13 protein-coding genes and 1 pseudogene are annotated in these 15,811 nt (G+C 72.1%); 8 read left to right on the top strand and 6 right to left on the bottom strand.

The genetic code is table 11. The annotated features are described in order from the left end of the window. Positions 1 to 29 precede the first annotated feature (29 nt). Positions 30 to 812 (top strand): annotated as a pseudogene (locus RCR19_RS20740) (AMP-binding protein); the annotation flags it as partial. On the opposite strand, the gene RCR19_RS20735 reads toward RCR19_RS20740, so the two are convergent. Together RCR19_RS20735 and RCR19_RS20730 are read right to left on the bottom strand one after the other, a co-directional pair. Next, positions 791 to 1,303 carry an EF-hand domain-containing protein gene (locus RCR19_RS20735; protein WP_331266490.1) on the bottom strand — a complete coding sequence of 171 codons (513 nt, stop codon included), beginning with the start codon at positions 1,301 to 1,303 and terminating at the stop codon, positions 791 to 793. The pseudogene RCR19_RS20740 and the gene RCR19_RS20735 overlap by 22 nt on opposite strands. Positions 1,304 to 1,523: 220 nt before the next feature. Beyond that, on the bottom strand, positions 1,524 to 1,904 hold the full coding sequence (locus RCR19_RS20730; protein WP_331266489.1) for an STAS domain-containing protein: 381 nt from the start codon (positions 1,902 to 1,904) through the stop codon (positions 1,524 to 1,526). A 359-nt stretch (positions 1,905 to 2,263) separates the two neighbouring features. Here RCR19_RS20730 and RCR19_RS20725 point away from each other — a divergent pair, with 359 nt between their 5' ends. Together RCR19_RS20725 and RCR19_RS20720 are read left to right on the top strand one after the other, a co-directional pair. After that, entirely contained in the window at positions 2,264 to 2,845 is a 582-nt protein-coding gene (locus RCR19_RS20725) for a sigma-70 family RNA polymerase sigma factor (RefSeq protein ID WP_115975640.1), read from the top strand. A 209-nt stretch (positions 2,846 to 3,054) separates the two neighbouring features. Then, positions 3,055 to 4,431, top strand: coding sequence for a maleylpyruvate isomerase N-terminal domain-containing protein (locus RCR19_RS20720; protein ID WP_331269502.1), 1,377 nt, complete (start codon positions 3,055 to 3,057; stop codon positions 4,429 to 4,431). 9 nt (positions 4,432 to 4,440) lie between these two features. Here the strand turns inward: RCR19_RS20720 and purU are convergent, their stop codons facing one another. Together purU and RCR19_RS20710 are read right to left on the bottom strand one after the other, a co-directional pair. Beyond that, complete coding sequence (purU, locus tag RCR19_RS20715) at positions 4,441 to 5,322, bottom strand: formyltetrahydrofolate deformylase (RefSeq protein ID WP_331266488.1); 882 nt, start codon at positions 5,320 to 5,322, stop codon at positions 4,441 to 4,443. Between the two features lie 72 nt (positions 5,323 to 5,394). Continuing rightward, entirely contained in the window at positions 5,395 to 5,895 is a 501-nt protein-coding gene (locus tag RCR19_RS20710) for a hypothetical protein (protein ID WP_331266487.1), read from the bottom strand. Between the two features lie 117 nt (positions 5,896 to 6,012). On the opposite strand from RCR19_RS20710, the gene RCR19_RS20705 reads away from it, so the two are divergent. Continuing rightward, the gene (locus tag RCR19_RS20705; protein ID WP_331266486.1) at positions 6,013 to 7,344 is read left to right on the top strand and encodes an ABC transporter substrate-binding protein; all 1,332 of its coding nucleotides are present in this window, start codon (positions 6,013 to 6,015) and stop codon (positions 7,342 to 7,344) included. Between the two features lie 81 nt (positions 7,345 to 7,425). Here RCR19_RS20705 and RCR19_RS20700 read toward each other — a convergent pair whose 3' ends face one another. Both RCR19_RS20700 and RCR19_RS20695 read right to left on the bottom strand, forming a co-directional pair. After that, positions 7,426 to 9,051 carry a hypothetical protein gene (locus RCR19_RS20700; RefSeq protein ID WP_331266485.1) on the bottom strand — a complete coding sequence of 542 codons (1,626 nt, stop codon included), beginning with the start codon at positions 9,049 to 9,051 and terminating at the stop codon, positions 7,426 to 7,428. Between the two features lie 260 nt (positions 9,052 to 9,311). Continuing rightward, positions 9,312 to 10,697, bottom strand: coding sequence for a transcriptional regulator (locus RCR19_RS20695; protein WP_331266484.1), 1,386 nt, complete (start codon positions 10,695 to 10,697; stop codon positions 9,312 to 9,314). Positions 10,698 to 11,075: 378 nt separating this feature from the next. Here RCR19_RS20695 and RCR19_RS20690 point away from each other — a divergent pair, with 378 nt between their 5' ends. The 4 genes from RCR19_RS20690 (at position 11,076) to RCR19_RS20675 (ending at position 15,800) form a co-directional block, all read left to right on the top strand. Continuing rightward, complete coding sequence (locus tag RCR19_RS20690; protein ID WP_220293670.1) at positions 11,076 to 11,738, top strand: bifunctional DNA primase/polymerase; 663 nt, start codon at positions 11,076 to 11,078, stop codon at positions 11,736 to 11,738. Positions 11,739 to 11,856: 118 nt separating this feature from the next. Further along, the gene (locus RCR19_RS20685) at positions 11,857 to 12,648 is read left to right on the top strand and encodes an ABC transporter ATP-binding protein (protein WP_331266483.1); all 792 of its coding nucleotides are present in this window, start codon (positions 11,857 to 11,859) and stop codon (positions 12,646 to 12,648) included. Beyond that, on the top strand, positions 12,645 to 14,237 hold the full coding sequence (locus tag RCR19_RS20680) for a transporter (protein ID WP_331266482.1): 1,593 nt from the start codon (positions 12,645 to 12,647) through the stop codon (positions 14,235 to 14,237). The genes RCR19_RS20685 and RCR19_RS20680 overlap by 4 nt, the downstream gene beginning before the upstream one ends. Positions 14,238 to 14,408: 171 nt before the next feature. After that, the gene (locus RCR19_RS20675; RefSeq protein ID WP_331266481.1) at positions 14,409 to 15,800 is read left to right on the top strand and encodes a PAS domain-containing protein; all 1,392 of its coding nucleotides are present in this window, start codon (positions 14,409 to 14,411) and stop codon (positions 15,798 to 15,800) included. Positions 15,801 to 15,811: the final 11 nt, after the last annotated feature.

Here is a 15,811-nt window from a genome sequence, read left to right as displayed (position 1 = left end):
GGGTCCCCTCCGCCTGACGCGGTTAGGACTACCGCAGGCACGGGGTGACGGTGGCCGGCGGATCGACGGCCTTCTACTCGATGTTCCTCGCCGAGCAGCGCCGGCAGCCGGGGGTGAAGGTGATCCCGTCCTTGCGGCTGCTGGCGGGGGGCGGGGCGCCGAAGCCCCCGGAGGTCTACCACGCCGTCGTACGGGAGATGGAGGTGCAGCTCACCCACGGGTACGGCATGACCGAGGTACCGATGATCACGATGGGATCGCCGCACGACTCCGCGGAGAACCTGGCGACGACGGAGGGACGGCCGCCCGAGGGGATGGAGATACGGATCGTGGACGGGGAGGTGCGGCTGCGGGGGGAGGCCGTCTGCCGGGGGTATCTGGACCCGGCCCAGACGGCTCAGGCGTTCGACGAGGACGGGTTCCTGATCACGGGCGACCTCGGCCGTCTCACCGGCAGCGGTCATCTGGTGCTCACCGGACGCCTCAAGGACGTCATCATCCGCAAGGGCGAGAATATCTCCGCCAAGGAGATCGAGGACCTGCTGCACCGGCATCCCGCGGTCCGGGACGTCGCGGTGATCGGGCTGCCCGACGAAGAGCGCGGTGAACGGGTCTGCGCGGTGGTCGAAACAGCCGCGGACATCGGGGGGCTGACCCTCCCGGCGGTCGTCTCGTACCTGCGCGCGGAAGGGCTGTCCGTGCACAAGCTGCCGGAGCAGCTGGAGCTGGTGGATGCCCTCCCGCGCAACGACACGCTGCGGAAGGTGCTCAAGCACAAACTGCGCGAACGCTACTCGGTAACGGTGAAGTAGCGCGCGAACGCGGCCACGACCTCGGCCTCGCCCACCTTGCCGTCGCCGTCGGCGTCCAGCGCCGCCGCTGCCGTCCGGGCGATGTCCTCGTGGACACCGAGCGCCGTCAGGACGCGCACGGCCTCGTCCACCGTGGCCGCACCGTCACGGTCGTAGTCCGCCACGGCGAGTGCCGCGTGCAGGAACGGACGGGCGATCTCGGCGAACCGGTCGGGATTGTCGCGCAGCCGCTTGACCGCGCCCCCCACGAATTCCTCGCGCGTGATGCGCTGGTCGCCGTCACGGTCCGCTATCCCGGCCATGCCCTGCCAGAAGGCCTCACCCCCTGCGTACAGGGCCTGCCCCTGCTCGGACCGGGCCGCGGTGCCGAACTCGTTGAGGACCGCCTTGGCCGCAGCGTTGAAGTCCGCGCGGTCGATGTAGCCGTTGCCGTCCTGGTCGAAGGTGGCGAACCGGGCGGCGATCCTTCGCTCGTACTCGGTGCTGACCATGTCTTCTCGGGCCGCCTCACGTGACGTATCGGGGGTGTGTCTCGCACGGAGCGTACGTCGTCGCGGGCTTCGGGGGAGACGGAAAACGACGCTTGTACCAAGACCGCAGGAATTCCGCGACAACAGCGTGGCCGTCCCGCGACCTTCCATGGATGACGCCCTGCCGGAACTGTGGGCAGGACCACATGTCACGCCGTCGGTCGGCGGGGTGTCCTCGCGACTACGCGGACAGGGGGCGGGCCTCGTCGTCGACGGCCGCGGTGACGTCCGGGTACACGTCGAAGAGGCGACGCACACCGAGAGCCGCGAGAACCCGGTCGACGTGTGAGCCGTCCTCGCTGCTCCGCCCGGGCAGTATCAGTCTGAGCCGGCCCTGGCACGAGCGGATCAGCCGGCGGGTGGCGATCAGCACGCCGACGCCGCTGGAGTCGCAGAAGACCACGTCGGAGAGGTCCAGCACGACATGGTGACGACCGTCCGCCACCGCGTCGTGCACCCGCTGCCGCAGCACCGGTGACGTCACCAGGTCCAGTTCGCCCGCCACTTGGAGCACGGCCCACTCGCCGTACTGCCCGAAGGCCACCTCGACTGTCACCGCCATGCCTCCCGCCTGCCCGCAGCCCGATCGAAAACGGAAGCAGTGCCTACGCTTCCTTCAGGCGCGGCTGCCCCGATGACTCTCCATAAAACACCGAACTTTCGATCGAAAGCGCGTGGTAGATGAGCCAAATCAATCGGTAACGATCGCATTCGCTCACGCCTGATCGGCCCTCATCGGGGTATACGCCGCTCGAACCACCAATCCCGCCCGGACGCCTTTATCACCTGCGGCTCGTCAAGGGGCGCACATTGCCGCAAAGGGGCGTGCGTCGTCCCAGGTGCCGACTACATTCGTGATGGCGGAAGACAGAGGCTGGATCAGGACAGGGCACCGGGCACGACCAGGGGCGAGGGGGCCGCATGGCGAAGAAGGACGCACCGCCCCGGTGGGACCGCAGGATGCAACAGCGGCTCGCCCGGGGCGAAGCGGCGGCGCTCGGTGAGTGCTACGACCGGTTCGCCTCGCTCGTGCACGGCCTCGCCCACCGCGTGCTCGGGGACGAGGAGGCCGCCGACGGCATCACGCGAGAGGTGTTCGTCCACGTCTGGGAGCACCCCGAGTCGTACGACCCCAAACAGGGTCCGCTCCGGTCCTGGATCGCCATGCTGACCCACCGGCTCGCCGTGCAGCGGCTGCACGCCGCCGGGACCGCCGCGCTGGCGCAGGGCGGGCAGGGCACCCCGGAGGACCTGGAGCGCAGGGTGCGCCAGGCCTCCATCGCGGCGCGCGCGGACTTCATCGTGACATCGATGCCGGTACCGCTGCGCGCGGCGCTCGAGCGGGCCTACTTCCAGCGCCGCGATTACCGCCAGACCGCGGTCGACCTCGACATCGAGGAGGAGGAGGCCCGTCGACGCCTGCGCCTCGGCCTCCAGTTGCTGTCCACGGCCCATGAGGCGGCCCCCTCGGGCGTCCCTCCCGAAGCGGGGGAGGCCTGGTGACCGAGGAGGAGGGCCTCGAGGAACACGGGAAGCACCAAAGGCACGGCGCCCACGAGGGTCCGGGCACACCGGCCGCCGACGGCGGCACGGCTGCCGGGCACGGGCGGGTGGCGGACGGCGACGCCCAGGGGGCGGAGCCCGGCAGTGACGCGCGTGGACCGGGGGAACCGGGCCCACCGGCGGACGGCGGCACGGACCGGAACGGCGGCATGGACGGACACGGCGACTCGGACAACGGCGGGAACGGCGCCACGGGACGCTCCGAAGACCCCGGTGACGGCCGGCCGGCCGACCCGGGCACCGGTGGGGACGGCGCCGCCTACGGCCCTGCCGGCCCGGTCACCGGAGCCGACGGACCGGGTGGCACCGGGCGGGCACCCCGGATCCCCACGCCGCGCAGTTCCGTCGAGGACTCCGGGATGCCGTTGCCCGACCCGTCTCCCGTGACCGCGCCGCCGGTCTCTCCCCCCGCGCTCGTGCTCGAGCACCGGGTACTGAAGTCGCTGCTCGGAGCATGGGCGCTGGCCGCCTGCTCGGCCGAGGAGACGGCCGCCGTCGAGGCGCACCTCGGGGACTGCGGCCCGTGCGCGGACGAGGCGCGACGGCTGCGCCAGGCCGTCGGACTGCTGCAGCGTCCCGAGAGTCTTGATCTCGACCCGGCCCTGCGCACCCGCGTCCTGCAGAGCTGCCTCGACCGGCGCCCGCCGCGCATCCCGGTGCCGGACTGGGTGGCCCCCTTCGACGCCGAGGCCGCCCGCCTCGACGCCCTGCTGCAGGACATCGGCGACTCCGAGTGGCACGCCCCGGTGCGGCTGCGCTGGTTCGACGGGACGGGTCCCACCAGCCGCCGCACCACCGTCGCCGGGGTGATCGCGCACCTGCTCTCCGTCGACGGGCTGGTGGCGGTCGCGCTGGGGCTCGACGACCCGCTCGGGAGCGTGAGCGGCGAGGAGGGCACGCCCGAGGGCCGCACGGAGGCGTACTGGCGCGCCTCGCACTTCCCGCCCACCCGTTCGGTCCGCGGACCGTGGCGGGAGCAGAGCCACAACCTGGTGCGGACGCTGTCCTTCACCGGCGGGGACACCGGGACGCCGACGGTCTCTTACGGCGGATTCGGGCTGTCGCTGCGGGACGCGATGCTGGACCGGGCGTTCGAGTGCTGGGTGCACGCCGAGGACATCGCGAACGCCATCGACTACCCGTACGAACCGCCGGCGCCCCGGCATCTGAACAGCATGATCGACCTGGGCGCGCGCCTGCTCCCCGCGATGCTGGCGGCCCGGCGGCAGGCCGGTCTCGCCGCCCCCGGCCGCACCCGGCACCTCGTACCGGCGGGCGAGCCCGGGCGCACCCTGCGTCTGGAGATCGAGGGATCGGGCGGCGGCCAGTGGCTGATCGCCCTGGACTCGCCCGGCGCGGTCGCCTCCGCCGAGCACGAGGTGGCGCACGTCGCACTCGACGGGGTGGAGTTCTGCCGCCTGGCCGCGGGCCATGTGCCGCCCGAGGAGGCGGCCGCGGGGCAGGTCGGGGACCGCGAGGCGATCAGGGACGTGCTGTTCGCGGCGGCGTCGCTGAGCCGGATGTAGGCCCGGGTCTCAGGCGAAGACCACCGTCCGCCGGCCGTTCAGCAGGATCCGGCGCTCGGCGTGCCACTTGACCGCGCGGGCCAGCGCCTGGCACTCGACGTCCCGGCCGATCGCGACCAGCTGGTCGGGGGTCACGCCATGGCCCACCCGCTCGACCTCCTGCTCGATGATCGGACCCTCGTCGAGGTCGGCCGTGACGTAGTGAGCGGTGGCGCCGATCAGCTTCACACCGCGTGCGTGCGCCTGGTGGTACGGCTTCGCGCCCTTGAAGCTCGGCAGGAACGAGTGGTGGATGTTGATGATCCGCCCGCTGAGCTGCTTGCACAGGTCGTCCGAGAGCACCTGCATGTACCGGGCCAGGACCACCAGCTCGACGTCCAGCTCGTGCACCAGCTCCAGCACCCGTGCCTCGGCCTCCGCCTTGGTGTCCTTGGTCACCGGGATGTGATGGAACGGGATGTCGTACGACCCGACCAGCTCGGCGAAGTCGGTGTGGTTGGACACCACGGCCGCGATCTCGACGGGCAGCGCGCCGGTCCGGGCGCGGAAGAGGAGGTCGTTCAGGCAGTGCCCGAACCTGCTGACCATCAGCACGACGCGCATCTTCTCGTCGGCCCGGTTGATCTGCCAGTCCATCTGGAAGGAGTCACCGATCGCCGCGAAGCTCGCGCGCAGCTTGTCCACGGTCACGGGGGCCTCTGCAGAGAAGTGCACCCGCATGAAGAACAGTCCCGTGTCGTGGTCGCCGAACTGCTGGCTGTCCTCGATGTTGCAGCCGGTCATGAAGAGATAGCTCGACACGGCGTGCACGATCCCCTGCTTGTCCGGGCAGGAGAGGGTGAGGACGTACTGGTGGGCGGGGACCGCGGCTCGGGTGGACTGCTCACTCATGCAGGCCAGGGTCTCATGACGGCGGGCCGGGACGGATCTCCGTCCCGCCACCCGGACGCCGCGTTCCGCCTGTTACGCGCTTCGGGTGACGATCCGCAGCACCTCGAGCGTCCGCGGGGGGACGTCGGGGTCCTCGCCGTCGCCCATCGCGAGCCGCACATGGGCATCGCGTGCCGCCCGCACCGCCTCGGGCCACCCGTGGTGGTTGAGGTACGCCCCCACCTCCGCATCGGGCCCGACCTGGTGCATGATCCGCAGCACCCGCAGCACCGCGGTGTCGACGAGCGCCGCCTCCTGCGAGTCGCGGAAGATCGTGCCGACGTATTTCTCGGCGGACCAGTTGTCCAGCCAGGTGTCCTCGACGAGGCGGTACACGGCGTCGGTGACGTCTCCGTATCCCTCGACTCCGGCGAGCCAGACGTCCCGTTGGAACACCTGGTCCGAAAGCATGTGCAGCGCGGAGCGCACATTGCTGCGCCAGCGCCACCACGGCATGTCGTTCAGTGGCATGACGCCCATGGTGGATGAGCGACGGGCACGACGGGAAGAGCTCTCGGAACCTTGCACGGTCATCGATCGTACGTTCCCTGTGAAATCCGGATCATCGACCCCCGTAATTCACCTCTACGTCACTTCTCGTTGACCACTGATCGCACGAGGGTTAGTGATGTGGGGGAATCGTGCGTGTCCATGACCGGCAGGCGACGTACCAGCTCCTCCCCCACCAGCCCGAGTGCTCCGGGTGCCGTCCGCAGAACAGCGACTCCCCGCGTCAAGACGGCCCTGATCGCCACGGGAGCCCTGGTGGCCTGTGCGTCGCTGGCCGCGGCCTGCGGTGTCGTCCCCGGTATCTCGGGGGGTTCCGGGGACGACACCGTCACCGTCATGACGTGGGCGCCGCAGAACACGTCGGCGACCAACAAGCCGGGCATGCCGGCCATGGCGAGTGCGTACGCCCGCTGGGTCAACGCCCACGGCGGCCTCGGCGGACACAAGCTGAACGTGCTCACCTGCAACGACCACAACGACTACGTGGGCGCCGCCAAGTGCGCCCGGCTCGCCGTCAAGAAGAAGGTCGTCGCGGTCGTCGGCTCCTACAGCCAGTTCGGCTCCTCCTTCCTCTCGCCGCTGGAGTCGGCGGGCATCCCGTACATAGGCGGCTACGGCCTGACCGACGACGAGTTCAAGAGCGTGCTCTCCTACCCCGTCAACGGCGGCCAGCCGGCGCTGCTGGCCGGCCTCGGCGAGGAGCTGGGCAAGAGCTGCGGTCCCGTCGCGATGGTGCGGCCCGACACCGTGGCCGGCGACCAGCTGCCCCTGCTGCTCGACTCCGGGCTGAAGGCGGCGGGCCACGCCCAGGTCGCCGATGTGCGGGCCGCCGAGGACGCCACCGCGTTCGACTCCCAGGCCAAGTCGGCGCTGGAACAGGCGACCGCGGACACGGCGAAGAAGGGGTGCGTGGTGCCCTCGCTCGACGACCGCACCGGCACGTTCATGGACTCCTTCCGCCGGCTGAGCACGGAGTACCCCGCGGTGCGCACCGCCTCCGTGCTCGGCAGCGTCGACCAGTCGGTCATCAACCAGTCCGGCGGCGGCTCGGGTCCCTACGAAGGGGCGTACGTCACCGGCTGGTACCCGGAGTCGACGGACAAGCGCTGGGACCCGATGAAGAAGGTGATCCGCGAGGAGGCCTTCGGCGACAACCGGATCGACCCGGCGGACGCGGGCGTGCAGACCACGTGGATCGCCTACACGGTCCTGAAGGAGGTCGTGGAGTCGCTCGGCGGCGGCCGGGTGAGCGCGAACACGATCCGCTCGGCCCTCGACAACGGCCTCAAGGTCGACACGGGCGGTCTCACCCCGAGCCTGCGCTGGCGGTTCCAGGACCTGACCGCCGTCGTCGACTTCCCCCGGCTGATCAACTCGAGCGTGACCTTCCAGGTCGTGCACCAGGGTCAGCTGGTGGCGGCCCGCAAGGGCTTCGTCGACGTCTCGAAGACGCTGGAGAGCACCACCGAGTAGGCCCGGCGAGCGGGGGCACCGAACGGGCCCGCGCGAGGTGTGCGCCGCACGGTCCCGGACCGGCGACGCACACCCGCGCTGTCACAACTGTGTCGGCTGGCGCTGGGTCAGGCCGTACTTCTGGGCGATGGCGTTCCACAGCCGCGCGGCCTTCGCCTTCTGGGCGCTGGCCGTACCGCTGTCGCGGTTGCCCGCTTCGGTCTGGCCGGTGGAGCGGGCATGGCCCTTCCTGCACGTCTTCTTGCTGCCCGCGACCTGGTCCGCCCAGGCGGCGTAGTGGGTGTCGGCGGACGCGGACGCCTTCCATGCCGCGGTGAGCGAGTTGGTCAGCTCGCCGTGCTGGGGCAGCTTGTCGACCTCGAGCTTGGACAGCTGCGTGACCAGGCCGTTTCGCTGCTGGGCGGCGTTGCGCAGATCGCTGGCCGCCTGGCCGAGGTTCTGGCAGACCTTGACCTCCGCGACCGCCTTGATCACCGCACCCCGGCTGTTGCCGCTGTCGGCGAGGAGCTTGTCGAGCGCGACCGCCTGCTGCTTGGCGGCGTCGTCGGAACCCGAGGGCGAGGAGTCCGCGGCCGGGCCGGTCGCAGAGACGTTCTTGCTGTTGCCGCCCTCGTCGTCGGTGCCCCCGCCACCGCCGAGCAGGGCGCCCGCGCCGATGCCGAGGACGACGATGCCCACGCCGACGGCCGCTATGAGCGGCATCCGCGAGCGGCCGCGGCCGCCGCCGTCGTCGTGTCGTCCGGCCGCCCGGCCCATCGGGGCACCCGGCGCGTCCGCCCCGTCGAACCTCGGCAGATGCTGGGTGGGCTCGGCGCCGCCCGCGGCATGCCGGAACAGATTGTCGAACTCCGCCGGCGTCCGCCGGTCGTCCTGGGGCTCCGGCATTCCGTAGGGCGCGGGACCCGGCTGTCCGGGGACGGGCGGAAGGTACTGCGTGGCCTGGGCGTCGGGGCCGGCCGGCGGCAGCGGCGCGGAGCCCTGGGCCCGGCCGAGGAAGCGCGTCGCGGCGTCGCCGGACACCTCGGGCGGCAGCGCCCCCGCGGTCACCGGCGGGATGTACTGCGTGGCGCCCTCGTCGGCACCGGCCGCGACGGGCGGGATGTACTGGGTCGCGCCCTCGTCGGGGCCGAGCGCCACCGGCGGGATGTACTGCGTGGCGCCCTCGTCCGCGGGCGGCAGGGGCGCGGCGTGCGGCAGGGGCTGTGCGCCCTGCCGATGATCGTAGGCACCCTGCTGCGGCAGGTGCCCGTCCTGGCCGTACGACGACGGCTGCGCGCCCTCGGGCGGCAGCGGCTGTCCGGCACCGCCGTGCGGCTGCTGGGCGGCCGGAGCCCCGCCCCAGCCCTGCTGCGGATCCGGGGTCTCCCAGGAGGACTGTGCGCCGTGCGCACCCCACTCCGGTGCGGGCGCCGCCCCGGCTGCACCCCACTGCTGCCCCGCGTCGCCGCCCCAGCCCTGGGCAGCCGGGGGCGCCTGGGGGGACTGCTCCGGTCCCCACGGGCTGCCCCACGCCTGACCGCCCGCCGGGGAGCCATGGCCCTCCGGGCCGCCCGCAGCCGCCGCATGGCGGCCGGCCGCGGGAACGGCGGAGCCGTTCGCTCCGCCCGCCTGGCCCGGCAGCAGGGGCTCGCCGCCGTCGGAGGGCAGCACGATGCCTTCGCGCGCGGGCCGCGCCGAGGGCTCCTCGCCCTGTCCACTCTGCGTCACCGGGACTCCTACGAATGGGGGACTTTCGGAATCGTCGGCTCACGCTACCGGGTCCCCCGAGCCGCATGCCACGCAGCACAGGGCCCGACCTCGCGCCCGTGTGACAGCGGTAACACAACCGCCACGCCGGGCGCTGTTTAAGTCCTCTTCCACACCTTCGCCCGTCGGCCACCTCTCGTTCGCCGGACTTTCACACCCGCGCGGCTGCCCCGTAAGGCTCCGAAGGAGCGTGCGAACGCCCCGAAGGGAGTTCGACGCGGCTAAGCGGCCGTCGCCAGATCCATCCGCGCCCCGAACTCCCGCACCACCGCCTCGTCCCGGAACGGCTCCAGCCGCTGCTGGAGGTCCTCCAGGTACTCGGCGCCGCGGTTGGACCGCAGGCTGCCGAGGATCTCCACGGCCTTCAGGCCCGTGTGGCACGCCTGCTCCACCTCGCGCTGCTGCACCTGGGCCGTCGCGAGCAGCACATAGCCGATGGCCCGGCGCCGCGCCCGGGACTCGGGGTGCCCGGCCAAGGACTCCTCGGCGCACCGTGCCGCCGCCTCGGCCTGTCCGAGGTCCCGGTGGCAGTGCGCCAGCTCGTCCGCCAGATACGCGTGGTCGAAGTGGGCGATCCACGCCGGGTCGTCCCCGGTCCCCGTGTCCGCCGCCTCCAGTGCCGTGACCGCGCGGCCAGACGCGATCTGGGCGGCCCGCGCATCGCCCATCAGCGCGTGTCCACGTGCCTCGGCGGCGAGGAACATCGCCTCCGCCCGCGGTGTCGCCCGCCCGCGTGCCCCTTCCTGGGCCGCACGGGCCAACTGCGCGATCTCGCGCGGATTGCCGAGTTGCGCCGCGAGGTGGCTCATGGAGGCGGCGAGCACATAACCGCCGTAGCCGCGGTCGCCCGCCGCCTGGGCGAGCCGCAGCGCCTGGATGTAGTACCGCTGGGCGAGTCCCGGCTGCCCGGTGTCGACGGCCATGTACCCGGCGAGTTCCGTCAACCGTGCGACGGCCGCGAAGAGTTCGCGCCCCACGGCGTCCCGGTACGAGCCGGCCAGCAGCCCCGAGACGACGCTGTTGAGGTAGTGCACGACGACCGGGCGCACATGGCCGCTGCCGTACTGGTGGTCCAGGTCGACCAGCGCCTGGGTCATCGCACGCACCGCGGCCACGTCCGAGGACCCCACCCGCGGTCCGGCCGACCGCGCGACCTGCGGGTCCGGCCCGGAGATCAGCCAGTCGCGGCTCGGTTCGACGAGTGCCGAGGCGGCGACCGAGGAGCCGGAGAGGAAGTCGCGCCGCCCGACGTCGCTGCGCCACAGCTCGCAGACCTGCTCGATGGCGCCCAGCACCGTCGGCGAGAACTGCAGGCCCACGCCGGAGGCGAGGTTCTTGCCGTTGGCCATGCCGATCTCGTCGATCGTGACCGCGCGGCCCAGCTTGCGGCCGAGCGCCTCGGCGATGATCGCCGGGGCCCGGCCCCTCGGTTGCTGCCCGCGCAACCAGCGCGCCACCGAGGTCTTGTCGTAGCGAAGATCGAGACCGTGTTCCGCGCCGCACATGTTGACCCGGCGAGCGAGGCCCGCGTTCGAGCAGCCCGCTTCCTGGATGAGCGCCTGCAGCCGTTCGTTCGGCTGCCGCGCGACGAGAGGCCTGGCGGCCATGTGTACCCCCTGCTTCACGGCTCGGATGCCTGCCCGTGCACCGAGTCGACGTCTCTTCAACGGCCGGGTTCGACGGGAACTCCTTTCCCGGGCACCGAAAGGGTCCGGCCTTGAAGATCGATGCCCAGCAGGCATGCCTCTGATGCGAGACATGCGCGGATTGCCGGGGTAAAGGCTGATGCCTCACCCCTCACGTGGTTACCCGGACCTCGGTGCCGTTCCTCTTGCGCGCCCCCGCCCGTGCACCTGTGCGCCCCGCCCTCGAAGACGGTGCTCCTCCCGGCGCATGCGGAATTAATAGGACATTCCCAAAAGGCGCTTCCCGAGCGGCCGACGGCGCCGGACCAGGAGGCGTAACCCCCGGTCACGACCAGAGTTGTGTTCAACGTGGAAGAGACGATCGCAGGCCCTCAAGCTGCCCCCATCCCGCAGCAGCGCGGCGGTTCGCTGCTGGAAGCCGCCGTACGTTACGTCCAGGAGCGCCATTGGGACGTGTTCCCGGGCACCTGGCTGGAAGCCGTCGACGGGATGCCTCGCTGCTCCTGCGGTCGGGCCGCATGCCGCATGCCCGGCGCCCATCCGGTTCGCCAGGACTGGGCGACGCAGGCGACCGGCAGCGCGACCGTCGTGCGCCGTCTGTGGGCCGGACAGCCGAAGGCGTCGATCCTGCTGCCCACCGGGCGCACCTTCGACGCGATCGACGTCCCGGAGACCGCCGGATTCCTGGCACTCGCACGCATGGAGCGGATGGAACTGACACTCGGGCCCGTGACCCTGACGCCGGACCGCCGAATGTGGTTCTTCGTGCTTCCCGGCGCGTCGGCGAAGGTTCCGGACCTGGTACGGAACCGGGGCTGGTCACTCGACTCCCTGGACCTGTCCGCCCTCGGCGAGGGGTCCTACGTCGCCGCGCCGCCCACGCGGTACGCCGCCCGCGGCGCCGTGCAGTGGGTCCGCCGGCCGACGGACGCGAACCGCTGGCTGCCGGACGCGGAGGAGTTGATCTCGCCGCTCGCTTACGCCTGCGGGCGGGACCGATAGGCGAGCGCCGCCGCCGAACTCGCCCGGCCCGCCCGTGCAACCGGGCCCCGTTCACGCCTTCCGCTCCGGTGGCCTCACTCCCCTCTGCCCCCTTGCCCTTGCCCCTTAGGGTGCTCCTATGACCGAGGGAGCAGCGACAGGCATGTCCGCCGTACGGGTGCAGGGGCTCTGGAAGCGGTTCGGGGAGCAGATCGCCGTCGCCGGCATCGATCTTGAGCTGCCCGCCGGGCGGTTCATCGGGCTGGTGGGCCCGAACGGGGCCGGGAAGACCACCACCCTGTCCATGGTCACCGGGCTGCTGCGGCCCGACCAGGGCACCGTGGAGGTGGTCGGACACGACGTCTGGCGCGACCCGGTCGAGGTGAAGGCCCGCATCGGCGTCCTGCCCGAGGGGCTGCGGCTCTTCGAACGACTCTCCGGGCGCGAACTCCTCGCCTACACCGGCCGGTTGCGCGGGCTGCCCGGCGCCGAGGTCGACAAGCGGGCCACCCAGCTCCTCGACGTCCTCGACCTGGCCGGGGCGCAGCACAAGCTCGTCGTCGACTACTCGACAGGCATGCGCAAGAAGATCGGACTGGCCGCAGCCCTGCTCCACAACCCCGAAGTCCTCTTCCTCGACGAGCCGTTCGAGGGCGTCGACCCGGTCTCCGCGCAGACCATCCGCGGAGTCCTGGAGCGCTACACCGGCTCCGGCGCCACCGTCGTCTTCTCCTCCCACGTCATGGAGTTGGTGGAGTCGCTGTGCGACTGGGTGGCGGTCATGGCCGCGGGGCGCATCCGCGCGCACGGCCCCCTCGCCGAGGTACGCGGCAGCGCCCCGACGCTCCAGCAGGCGTTCCTCGAACTGGTCGGCGCACACGGCCGCGCCACCACGACCGACCTGGACTGGCTCGGCGGTGGCACCCGATGAGCGCCGCGGGCCTCACCCCCGTCGTCGTACGGCTCAAACTGTCCCTGCTGCGCAACGGCCTGCGCCAGTCCGCCGGGCGGCGGGCCGCCTACATCACCTCCGTCGTCGTCGTGCTGCTGATCGCCGCGCTGCAACTGCTCGGTCTGATCGCCCTGCGCGGCAACGCGCACGCCGCCACCATCGCGGTCCTGCTCGTCGAGGTGCTCGCGCTCGGCTGGGCGGTGATGCCGCTGTTCTTCCCCAGCGGCGACGAGACGCTGGACCCCACCCGCCTGGTGATGCTGCCGCTGCGCCCGCAGCCCCTCGTACGGGCGCTGCTCGCGGCCTCCCTCGTCGGGATCGGCCCCCTCTTCACGCTCTGTCTGTTCACCGGCGCGGTGATCTCCGTGGCGCACGGGGCGGCCGCGTACGGAGTCGGCGTGCTCGCGGTCGTCCTCGCCCTGCTGGTCTGCGTGGCACTCGCCCGTGCCGTCGCCGCCGCCAACATCCGGCTGCTGACCAGCCGCAAGGGTCGCGACCTGGCCGTCCTGAGCGGACTCGTCATCGCGGTGGGCGCGCAGCTCGTCAACTTCGGCGCCCAGCGGCTGGGTTCGGCCGGGCTGTCCCCACTGGACCCGGTGGAGAACGTACTGCGGTGGGTGCCGCCCGCCTCCTCGATCGGCGCCGTGGACTCCGTGAGCCGCGGTGCCTACGGCCTTGCGGTCGCCCAACTCGCCCTGAGCGCGGCGGCGCTCGCGGGGCTGCTGGCCCTGTGGTCGCGCAGCCTGACGACGCTGATGACCTCACCGGACGAGTCGACGCTCCAGGCCGCCGATCCCGGCGCCCGGGAGCGCACCTCGACGGGCCTGTCCCGACTGCTGCCCGCGGGCCGTACCGGCACGGTGATGGAGCGCAGCCTGCGCTACATCTGGCGTGACCCGAAGACCAAGGCGGCATGGGTGACCTCGCTCGCGATCGGACTGATCGTCCCGGTCTTCAACGCGCTGCAGGGCACCGGGTCGATCTACTTCGCCTGCTTCGCGGCGGGGATGCTGGGCATCCAGATGTACAACCAGTTCGGTCAGGACACGTCCGCGTTCTGGATGGTCGCCATGACGATCTCCTCCCGCCGTGACGCCTACGCCGAGCTGCGGGGCCGGGCGCTGGCACTGCTGCTGATCACGCTCCCGTACGCCACGCTCGTCACCGTGGTGACGACCGCGCTGCTCGGCGCCTGGCCGAAGCTGCCCGAGGTGCTCGGGCTGTCCTTCGCGCTCCTCGGCGCGATGCTCGCCACCGGCGCCTGGTCCTCGGCCCGCTTCCCCTACTCCATCCCGCAGGAGGGCTACAAGAACGTGGTCCCCGGTCAGGCGGGCCTCGCCTGGATCTCCATCTTCGGCGGCATGATCGCCGCCGCCCTGCTGACCGCGCCCGTGATCGCCGTCGCGATCTGGCTGAACGTCTCCTCGGACGGCGACAGGTGGACCTGGCTGCTGCTCCCGGCGGGCGTCCTCTACGGGGCGCTGATCACCCTGCTCGGCCTGCGCCTCGCCGCACCGCGCACGGCGGGGCGGCTGCCGGAGATCCTGACGGCGGTCTCCAAGGGTTGAACACGTTCGCCCGGGGCAGGCGTGCCGGGAGTGACGGAAATCCGGGGAGCAACGATTTAGTCGAATCTTTCCGGAAGCCGATGTGGGCTGCGTCACGTTCGAGTTGAATGATGTCCGGAGAGTGGACGAGCGCGGCGTACGTGCGGACGCAGCAGCCTGCAGGGGGTTCAGGTGAGTGCTTCCCGGCGTAGTGGGACCACTGACGAGCTGGGGCCCGGTGAGCCCGAGCGCGATGGCTCGGATCTTCTGGCCGCGCTTCTGGACGGGATGGACGCGGCCCTGTGCGCCTTCGACGCCGCCGGGGTCGTGACCCACTGGAACCGGGAGGCCGAGCGGATCCTCGGGTGGACCGCGGCGGAAGCGGTCGGACGGCAGGGGTTCGCCGGATGGGCCGTGCGGACCGCCGACGCCGAGGAGGTCGAGGGGCGGCTGCTGTCCGCCATGGACTCGCCCGGCCGGCAGGTGCACGAGTTCGCGCTCCTCACCAAGGAGGGCGGGCGGGTGCTCGTGCGGACCCAGTCCGCGGCGGTGCGCGGGCCCGGCGGAAAGCCCGCCGGGGTCTACTGCGCCTTCAGCGAGGTCCATGCGCAGATCGACCTGGAGCGTTCCATCGCACTGAGCGAGGCCCTGTTCGAGGACGCGAGCTGGGGTGTGGTCCTGGTGGACGCGGATCTGCGGCCCGCCGTGGTCAACGCGTACGCGGCCCGGGCGCTCGGCATCGGCCGGAGCGCCGTGCTCGGACGGCCTCTCGGGGACCTGCTCCCACAGGGCGTGGAGGAGCTAGAGAGCGCGCTGACCCACGTGCTGGCCGAAGGGGCACCGCCCGCTCCCGCCGAGATGTGGGTGAGTGTGCGGACCGGCGAGGGCGAGAAGCGGCGGTGCTGGCGCAGCGGGTTCCTGCGATTGTCCTCACCGCTCGCGGAGGAGCCTGTTCCACTGGGCGTGGGATGGCTGTTCCAGGACATCACCGAGGCCAAGCAGGCCGAGCAGGAGGCGGCCCTGCTGCGCTTCCGCTCCAACCAGCTGCACCGCGCCGCCCGGGCCGCGGCCGAGTGCGAGGATCCCGCCGAGGCGGCCACCCTCCATCTGGACTTCGCGCTCGCCGGATTCGCCGACCACGCGCTGATCGACCGGGTGGCGGACGGATCGGCGGCGGACGGAGAAGGACGCATCCGGCTGGTGCGGGCCGCCGAGACACCCTCCGGGACACCCGGGCCGAGCATGCTCTCCGGGAAGGCCGGGCTTCCCGCGCGGTACGCGGAGGGGCATCCGGCCCTGCAGTGCGTGGCGCGCTCCGGATCCGTACGGGCGGGCGCGGGCGACGTCGGCCCCGAGGAGGCACGCGCGTGGGCGCAGGCCCGGCAGTGGCCGCCGGACGCGGTGCACGCGCTGTGCACGGTGCTGCGCAGCCGGGGGCGGACACTGGGCGTGGTGACGTTCCTGCGGGGCGCGGGGCGCAGCCGGTTCGAACGGCCCGACGCGGTGTACGGGGAGGACGTCGCGGTGCGGATCGCCGCGGCGCTCGACCTGGCGGACGTGTCGGGCGCCGCCGAGGAGGCGTAGCCCGCGACGCC

Origin of the sequence: Streptomyces sp. WAC07094 (assembly GCF_036320405.1) — a bacterium.
Taxonomy (GTDB): Bacteria; Actinomycetota; Actinomycetes; order Streptomycetales; family Streptomycetaceae; genus Streptomyces; species Streptomyces lannensis.
The sequence above is the reverse complement of the archived record's forward strand: the minus strand, read 5'-3'. Positions and strand labels throughout refer to the sequence as shown.

What these genes read in the sequence shown, in the direction of transcription:
- RCR19_RS20735 (WP_331266490.1), bottom strand. Translation starts at nt 1,303, where the DNA reads ATGGTCAGCACCGAGTACGAGCGAAGGATCGCCGCCCGGTTCGCCACC.
- RCR19_RS20730 (WP_331266489.1), bottom strand. Translation starts at nt 1,904, where the DNA reads ATGGCGGTGACAGTCGAGGTGGCCTTCGGGCAGTACGGCGAGTGGGCC.
- RCR19_RS20725 (WP_115975640.1), top strand. Translation starts at nt 2,264, where the DNA reads ATGGCGAAGAAGGACGCACCGCCCCGGTGGGACCGCAGGATGCAACAG.
- RCR19_RS20720 (WP_331269502.1), top strand. Translation starts at nt 3,055, where the DNA reads ATGGACGGACACGGCGACTCGGACAACGGCGGGAACGGCGCCACGGGA.
- purU (WP_331266488.1), bottom strand. Translation starts at nt 5,322, where the DNA reads ATGAGTGAGCAGTCCACCCGAGCCGCGGTCCCCGCCCACCAGTACGTC.
- RCR19_RS20710 (WP_331266487.1), bottom strand. Translation starts at nt 5,895, where the DNA reads ATGACCGTGCAAGGTTCCGAGAGCTCTTCCCGTCGTGCCCGTCGCTCA.
- RCR19_RS20705 (WP_331266486.1), top strand. Translation starts at nt 6,013, where the DNA reads ATGACCGGCAGGCGACGTACCAGCTCCTCCCCCACCAGCCCGAGTGCT.
- RCR19_RS20695 (WP_331266484.1), bottom strand. Translation starts at nt 10,697, where the DNA reads ATGGCCGCCAGGCCTCTCGTCGCGCGGCAGCCGAACGAACGGCTGCAG.
- RCR19_RS20685 (WP_331266483.1), top strand. Translation starts at nt 11,857, where the DNA reads ATGACCGAGGGAGCAGCGACAGGCATGTCCGCCGTACGGGTGCAGGGG.
- RCR19_RS20680 (WP_331266482.1), top strand. Translation starts at nt 12,645, where the DNA reads ATGAGCGCCGCGGGCCTCACCCCCGTCGTCGTACGGCTCAAACTGTCC.